Annotated in this window: 5 protein-coding genes; all 5 read right to left on the reverse strand. The window is 69.3% G+C overall.

Translation table 11 applies throughout. The features are described from left to right. Nucleotides 1-1,049 (reverse strand): UDP-N-acetylmuramoyl-L-alanine--D-glutamate ligase (gene murD / locus OA56_RS08815; RefSeq protein WP_461584737.1); only part of this gene is annotated, 1,049 nt, incomplete at its 3' end. Between the two features lie 6 nt (nt 1,050-1,055). After that, nucleotides 1,056-2,144 (reverse strand): phospho-N-acetylmuramoyl-pentapeptide-transferase, encoded by a 1,089-nt coding sequence (gene mraY / locus OA56_RS08820; RefSeq protein ID WP_461584739.1) that lies wholly within the window; start codon nt 2,142-2,144, stop codon nt 1,056-1,058. 4 nt (nt 2,145-2,148) lie between these two features. Then, nucleotides 2,149-3,540, reverse strand: a complete 1,392-nt coding sequence (locus tag OA56_RS08825) for a UDP-N-acetylmuramoyl-tripeptide--D-alanyl-D-alanine ligase (RefSeq protein WP_461584741.1) — start codon at nt 3,538-3,540, stop codon at nt 2,149-2,151. Next, the gene (locus OA56_RS08830) at nt 3,537-5,060 is read right to left on the reverse strand and encodes a UDP-N-acetylmuramoyl-L-alanyl-D-glutamate--2,6-diaminopimelate ligase (protein ID WP_055422627.1); all 1,524 of its coding nucleotides are present in this window, start codon (nt 5,058-5,060) and stop codon (nt 3,537-3,539) included. The genes OA56_RS08825 and OA56_RS08830 overlap by 4 nt, the downstream gene beginning before the upstream one ends. 1 nt (nt 5,061) lies before the next feature. Continuing rightward, a complete protein-coding gene (locus OA56_RS08835) occupies nt 5,062-6,792 on the reverse strand; it encodes a peptidoglycan D,D-transpeptidase FtsI family protein (protein WP_461584744.1) in 1,731 nt (576 codons plus the stop codon). Nucleotides 6,793-6,873 lie beyond the last annotated feature (81 nt).

Genomic DNA, 6,873 nt, shown 5'->3' on the forward strand with positions numbered 1-6,873 from the left:
ATCAGGATCACCGGCGCCTCGAATCCGGCGAGTGCCGCGATCGTCGCGCCCACGTTGGTGCCTTTCGAATCGTCGATGAAGCGCACCCCGTCGGCACGCACCGCCACCGTCTCGACCCGGTGCGGCAGCCCTTGGAACGAGGCAAAGCCCTCGATCGCCGCCTCGGGCGCCACGCCCATCGCCTCGGCGAGCGCGAGCGCCGCGAGTGCATCGATCTCGTTGTGCCGCCCCGGCAACGGCAGGATCGAACGCGGCGCCAGACGCTGCCGGCCGCGCACGAACCAGCCCTCCTGCACGCCGAAATCCGTCGCCGCGCCCGGCGCGTCGCTGCCCACCGTCACGCGCCGCGGCGCGCTGCGGGCCATGTCGCGCACGAGGGCGTCGTCGCGCACCACCACCGCCGTCTCCACGCCCTCATAGACGCGCGCCTTGAGGGCGGTATACGCCGCGAGCGAACCGTGCCGGTCGAGGTGATCCTCGGTGACGTTCAGCACCACCGCCGCCTGCACGGCGAAAGGCCCGGCCGTCTCCAGCTGGAAACTCGACACCTCCAGCACCCACACCTCCGGCCAGGGCAACCCGGCCTCCTCGCGCTCGCGTGCGGCGCTGAGGATGGCCGGGGCGATGTTGCCGGCGGCAAGCGCATCGAGCCCGGCGTGCCGCAGCAGATGCGCCGTGAGCGCCGTGGTCGTGGTCTTGCCGTTGGTGCCGGTCACTGCCACCAGCCGCCCCGGACGCCCGCGCGCCTGCCAGGCCTCGTAGAAGAGCGCCAGCTCCCCCTGCACCGGCAGGCCGCGCGAGCGCGCCTGCCGGCACAGCGGCAATTCGGGCGACAGCCCCGGCGAGAGCCACACCCGTTCGACTCCTTCGAGCAGCGACGCCTCGAACGGCCGGCCCAGCACCAGCGATTCGGGCGGCAACAGGGCATCCAGCCTTGCCGCGCCCGGCGGCCGAGCCCGCGTGTCGGCCGCGCGCACGGGCACTCCCCGATACGCGAGCCAGCGCACCATCGCCTCACCGCTCAAACCGAGTCCCAGCACCAGATCCATCGCCCCTCACCGCAGTTTCAAGGTGGAGAGCCCGAAGAGCACCAGCATCAGGGTGACGATCCAGAAGCGGATCACCACCTGGGTCTCTTTCCAGCCCCCCAGTTCGAAATGATGGTGCAGCGGCGCCATGCGCAGGATGCGCTTGCCGCCGGACCACTTGAAGTAGCCCACCTGCAGCATCACCGACAGCGCCTCGGCCACGAACAAGCCGCCCATGATGAAGAGCACCAGTTCCTGGCGCACGATCACCGCGATGGTGCCCATGGCCGCGCCCAGCGCGAGCGCTCCCACGTCGCCCATGAACACCTGCGCCGGATGCGCGTTGAACCACAAGAAACCCAGCCCCGCGCCGCACAGCGCCCCGCAGAAGACGGCGAGCTCCCCCGCTCCAGGAATGTAGGGCACCCCCAGGTAGCGGGCGAACACGGCATGCCCCGCCACGTAGGAAAAAATCGCCAGCGCCCCGGTCACCATCACCGCCGGCGTCACCGCCAGACCGTCGAGCCCGTCGGTGAGATTGACCGCATGACCGGTGCCGTTAATGACGAAGTAGGACAACAGCACGAAACCGCCCAGACCCAGCGGGATCGCCACTTCCTTGAAGAACGGCACGATGAGCTGGGTTTGCACCGGCTCGGTGGCGGTGAGCCCCAGATAGAGGCTTGCCGCGAGCGCGATCGCCGAGGTCCACAGATACTTCCAGCGGCTGGGCAAACCTTTCGGGTCGCGCCGCACCACCTTGCGCCAGTCGTCGACCCAGCCCACGATGCCAAATCCGAGCGTGACGAGCCAGACGGTCCACACGTAGCGGTTGGTCAGATCGCCCCACAGCAGCACCGTCACCGAGACGGCGAGCAGGATCAGCGCTCCACCCATGGTCGGCGTGCCAGACTTTGTCAGATGGGTCTTCGGCCCGTCGGTGCGCACCGTCTGCCCGATCTTCTTTGCCGCAAGCCAGCGGATCACGCGCGGGCCCAGCGCGAAGGAGACGAAGAGCGCCGTCATCGCCGCCAGTACCGTGCGCAGCGTGATGTAACCGAAGACGTTGAACGCCCGGATATCCTGCCCCAGCCAAAGCGCCAATTCCAAAAGCATCGAATCACCCTTGAAGCGCCGCGGACCGAGCCGCGAGCGCGAAAACCACCCGTTCCATGCGCATGAAACGGGACCCTTTGACCAACACCGCCGTCTGTGGCGAGAGCTCCGCGCGCAGCCGCTGTACGAGAGGCTCCAGCTCGGCGAAAGATTCCGCCGCCCGACCAAACGCCGCGGCAGCCTCGCGCGCGAGCTCGCCCAAGGTAAACAGCCGCTCGATACCCGCCGCGCGCGCCTGGACACCCAACTGGGCATGCAGCCGCGGCGCCTCGGAGCCCACCTCGCCCATGTCGCCCAGCACGAGCAGCTTGCGCGCATGCGGCAGCGCCGCGAGCACTTCGATCGCCGCGCGCATGGAGTCCGGATTGGCGTTGTAGGTGTCGTCGATGAGCAAGGCCCCCTGCTCGCCCGGGACCGGCTGCAGCCGTCCGGGCACGGGGACGAAGGCGGCAAGCGCACCGGCCGCCGTCTTGAGCGGCACTTCCAGCGCCACGGCGCAGGCGATCGCCGCGAGCGCGTTGTGCACGTTGTGCCGCCCAGGCAGCGGCAGCGTGAATTCCCCCTCATCGCCCAGCGCACGTACCTGCACGCGCCAGCCCCAGGACAAGGGCTCGGCCGTGCCGCAAACCTCGCCGCCACGGCCGAAAGTAAGCACGCGGCGCCCCGCCGCCATCTCCCGCCACAGGGACGCATGAGGGTCGTCGGCAGGAATGACCGCCGTCCCGTCGGACGCGAGGAAACGGTAGATCTGCCCTTTCTCGCGCGCCACGGTGTCGAGCGTGCCAAACCCCTCGAGGTGGGCGCGCTGCGCCGTGGTCACCAGCGCGACGTCAGGGCGGGCGATGGCGGCGAGCATCGCCATCTCGCCGGGCCGGTTGATGCCCAGCTCGCACACCGCCGCGCGGTGACCCGCTTCGAGCTCCAGCAAGGTGAGCGGCAGGCCGATGTCGTTGTTGCGGTTGCCGCGCGTGGCGAGCACCGACTCCGCCCCGAAGTGCGCGCGCAGGATCGCTGCCGTCATCTCCTTGACGGTGGTCTTGCCGTTGCTGCCGGTGATGCCGGCCACCGGCCACGGGAAACGCGCCCGCCAAGCGGCGGCGAGCCGGGCGAGCGCGTGGCGGGTATCCTCGACCACGAGGAAAACCCCGGCCGGCTGCCGTGACGCCCACCAACGCCGTTCGACCAGGGCGGCGGCCGCCCCGGCCGCGAGCGCAGCGGCGACGAAATCGTGCCCGTCGAAGCGCGCTCCGCGCAGGGCCACGAAGAGCTTGCCCACGAGCGGGGCGCGCGAGTCGATCTCCACGCCGGCGATTTCGCACTCGCCGCTGCCAACGCGTTCGACCTCCTCACCCTGCCCGGCGAGCAGGTCGGCGAGCTCCGCCAGTGGCGTGTTCACGGCAACTCCGGGAAGAGATTGCGTTCGCGCCAGCGCGCCAGCGCCGCCTCGGCTTCCTGCTGGTCACTGAAGGGATGGCGCACGCCAGCGATCTCCTGATAGGGTTCGTGCCCCTTGCCGGCGAGCAGGATCACGTCGTCGGCGCCGGCCGTCTCGATCGCCTGGGCGATGGCCTTGGCCCGATCGGGCTCGACGAGGAGGTCGCTGCGTTCGATGCCGGCGAGGATGTCGGCGATGATCGCCTCGGGCGGTTCGGAGCGGGGGTTGTCGGAAGTGACGATCAAGGCATCGGCGCGCGCCGCCACCGTGCCCATGAGCGGACGCTTGCCCCGGTCCCGATCCCCGCCGCACCCGAAGACGACCACGAGCCGCCCGCCGCGGGTCCGGGCCGTGGGCACGAGCGCCGAGATCACCTGCTCGAGCGCATCCGGCGTATGGGCATAGTCGATCACCACCAAGGGTTCCGCCACCCCGCCGAGCCACTGCATCCGCCCCGGCGGCGGCACCACCCGCCCCAGCGCCGCCGCCGCCCGCTCGAGCGCCACGCCACGCGCAAGGAGCGCCCCCAGCACCAAGAGCGCATTGCCGGCATTGAAGGTACCGAAGGCCGGCAGGTGCATGGGCAGCGTGCGATCCTCGAGGGCGAGCATCAGGCGCTGGCCGCTCGTGCCTTCGCGCGGCGGCTCCGCGAGCCACAGGGGCCGCACGCCCGGCAACGCCGGACGTGCCCTCAGACTCACCGCCCAAGTCTCCAGCCCGCGGGCAGCGCACTCGCGCGCGATGGCCTCGCCCACGGCGTCATCCACGTCGATCACCGCCGCACGCAGCTCCGGCCGCTCGAAGAGCCGCCGCTTGGCCGCCGCATAGGCTTCCATGCTGCCGTGATAGTCGAGGTGATCGCGCGTGAGGTTGGTGAAGAGCGCCACGTCGAAGCGCACACCGGCGACTCGGTCCTGTACCAAGCCGATGGAGGAAACCTCCATCACCGCTGCCTGGCAGCCGGCATCGAGAAAACGCCGCAGCCAGGCGTGGATCTGGGGCGCCTCGGGCGTGGTGAATCCCAGGTCCTCCAGACGGCCGATGCGCCCGCAGCCGAGCGTACCGATCACCCCGCACGCCACCCCGAGCGCTTCCAATGCCTGCGCCAGCCACTGGCTGGTGGTCGTCTTGCCGTTGGTGCCGGTGACGCCGGCCACCCACAAGGATTGCGACGGCGCCCCATAGACACGGTCGGCGAGAAGGCCAGCCATGGGCCGCAGCCCCTCCACGGCGATCAAGGGAACCCGGTTGGCCAATTCGGGCGGAGGGACCCAGCCATCCCCGGCCTCATAGACCACCGCCTCCGCACCGGCGGCAAGCGCCTGGACGAGGTAGTTCCTGCCGTCGGTCTTCTCTCCCGGCCAGGCCAGGAACAGCGTACCTGGCGCCACTTGCCGGGAATCGTGCGTCACCGCCCGCGGATAGACCCCTTGCCGGTGCAGCTCCCACCACAGATCCTCGATGTCGCGTATCGGATTCATGTCAGCCTCGCGGTCGTTCGGCTGCCGCCACTGCCGGTCCAGGCATGTCCGGCGCCACGCCGAGGCCGGGCAATACCTGCCCGACGATCTCGGCGAACACCGGCGCCGCCACGATGCCACCGTAGTAGGACTTCACTTTGGGTTCGTCGATCATCACCGCCACCACCAGCCTCGGCTGGGAAGCCGGAGCATAGCCGACGAAAGAAGCGACGTATTTGTCCACATAACGCCCGTCTTCGAGTTTGTGCGCCGTACCGGTCTTGCCGGCGGTACGATACCCTGCCACCGCCGCGCGCGTCGCGGTTCCCCCGGCCTGGGTGACGAGTTCCATCATCGCCTTCACCTCCTGCGCCGTCTTGGGCGAAAGAAGCCGGCGCTGCTCGGAGACCGGAGGGGGCGCATCGCGCCGCGTCAGCGACAGGGGCAGCATCACCCCGTCGTTGGCGATCGCCTGATAGGCATGCGCCAGCTGCAGCAGGGAAGTGGAGATGCCATGACCATAGGCCATGGTCGCCACCTCGATGGGCTTGAGAGAGCCGGAAGGCAGCATGCGCCCCGATGCCACCCCGGGCAGAGGCAGATCGGGGCGCACGCCGAAACCGAAAGCCCGGTAGTGTTGCCAGAGATCCCTCGAATCGAGGCCGAGCGCGATCTTGGCCACTCCCACGTTGGACGACTTCTGGATCACCTGGGATACCGTCAGGGCACGATCGCCGGTATGCGAATCCCGGATCGTGTGGTTGCCTACCTGGAAGACGCCCCCCTGGATGTCGATGAGCGTGTCCGGTCTGACCTTGCCGCGCTCCAGTGCCAAGGCAACCAGCACGGGCTTCATCACCGAGCCGGGCTCGTAGATGTCGGTGACCACGCGGTTGCGCACCTCGCTCAAGTCGAGCCCCGTGCGGCGGTTGGGATTGTAGCTGGGCCAATTGGCGAGCGCCAGGATTTCCCCCGTGCGCACGTCGATCACCACCGCCCCGCCGGCGCGCGCCTGATGCAGTTCCACCGCCCGCTCCAGCGCCCGGTAGGTGATGTGCTGGATGCGCGCATCGAGCGAAAGCACCACGTCGCGCCCGTCGCGCGGCCGCTGCACCCAGACCGAATCCTGCACCACGCGGCCGTGCCGGTCCTGGATCACCAGGCGTTTGCCAGCCTCCCCCTGGAGCATGGCCTGCAGACTCGCCTCCAGCCCCTCGATGCCGTTGCCATCGACGTCGACGAGCCCCACCAGCTGGGCGAATGCCTCGCCCTGAGGATAGAAACGCTGATATTCCTCGACCACGCCCACGCCCTCGAGGCCGAGCTGGGCCAGCGGTGCGGCCTGATCTGGAGGCAACTGCCGTCGCAGATAGACGAATCGGCGCCCGCCTTGACCGAGGCGCCGATCCAATTCATCGGTACTCATGCCCAAGGCGTGCGCCAGCCGGGCAAAATCCTCCGTCGACCATTCGCGCACCTTGGCCGGGTCGGCCCAGATGCTGGCCACCGGCGAGGAATCGGCGAGGATCTGACCGTTGCGATCGAGCACACGCCCGCGCATGGCCGGCACCTCGATCTGGCGTTCATAGCGCGCCTCGCCCTGCTGCTGGAGAAAATCTCGCTGTACTCCCTGCAGATACGCCGCCCGCACCACCAGAGCCGCCAGCAGGGTCAGCAGCAAACCCGCCATCAGCCGCTGGCGCCATACCGGAACCGCCAGCACCAACATCGGATTGACCGCCGTCTTTTCCATCGTCAACGCTCCCACGGCACGATCTGCTCTGGCCGCGGCGACGCCAGGCCCAATTTTTCCTGCGCCAGGCGCTGTACCCGG

It is taken from the genome of Tepidiphilus sp. HLB4 (genome assembly GCF_054823945.1).